Annotated in this window: 1 pseudogene; it reads left to right on the top strand. The window is 66.7% G+C overall.

What is annotated here, in order from left to right:
• Window positions 1-574 (top strand): annotated as a pseudogene (locus CKO41_RS18355) (HPr(Ser) kinase/phosphatase); the annotation flags it as partial.

Here is a 574-nt window from a genome sequence, read left to right on the forward strand (position 1 = left end):
GCCTGTCTCGTGGGCTCGCTCAACTGCATTCACCCGAACCGCCTGCAGGTGCTCGGTGAGGCGGAGATGCTGCATCTTTCGGATCTCAGTAAGCCCGCTTACGATGAGACCATCGAGCGGCTGTTTTCGGCGCGGCCGGCGGCGGTGATCTTCGCCTCGGACATCACCCCGGACCCCGTGTTCTTCGCCTACGCGGAGCGCACGGGCACGCCGCTGCTCGGCTCTGCGGCCCGCGATGCGGAGATCGTCGACCGTTTGCAGTACTTTCTGACCCATGCGCTGGCCGAGCGCACGACGGTGCATGGGGTGCTGCTGGAAGTGCTCGGGCTGGGGGTGCTGCTCACCGGCGATGCCGGCGTCGGCAAGAGCGAGCTGGCGCTGGAGATGATCGCCCGCGGTCATCGGCTCATCGCCGACGATGCCCCGGAGCTCGCGCGCATTGCGCCCGAGGTACTGGAGGGCAGCTGTCCAGCGTTGCTGCGGGACTTTTTGGAAGTGCGCGGACTCGGCGTGCTCAACGTACGGGCTATGTTCGGCGAAGGGGCCGTGCGCCAGCACGAGACACTGAACCTGA

The organism is Thiococcus pfennigii (genome assembly GCF_016583835.1).
In the GTDB taxonomy this organism is placed as follows: Bacteria; Pseudomonadota; Gammaproteobacteria; order Chromatiales; family Chromatiaceae; genus Thiococcus; species Thiococcus pfennigii.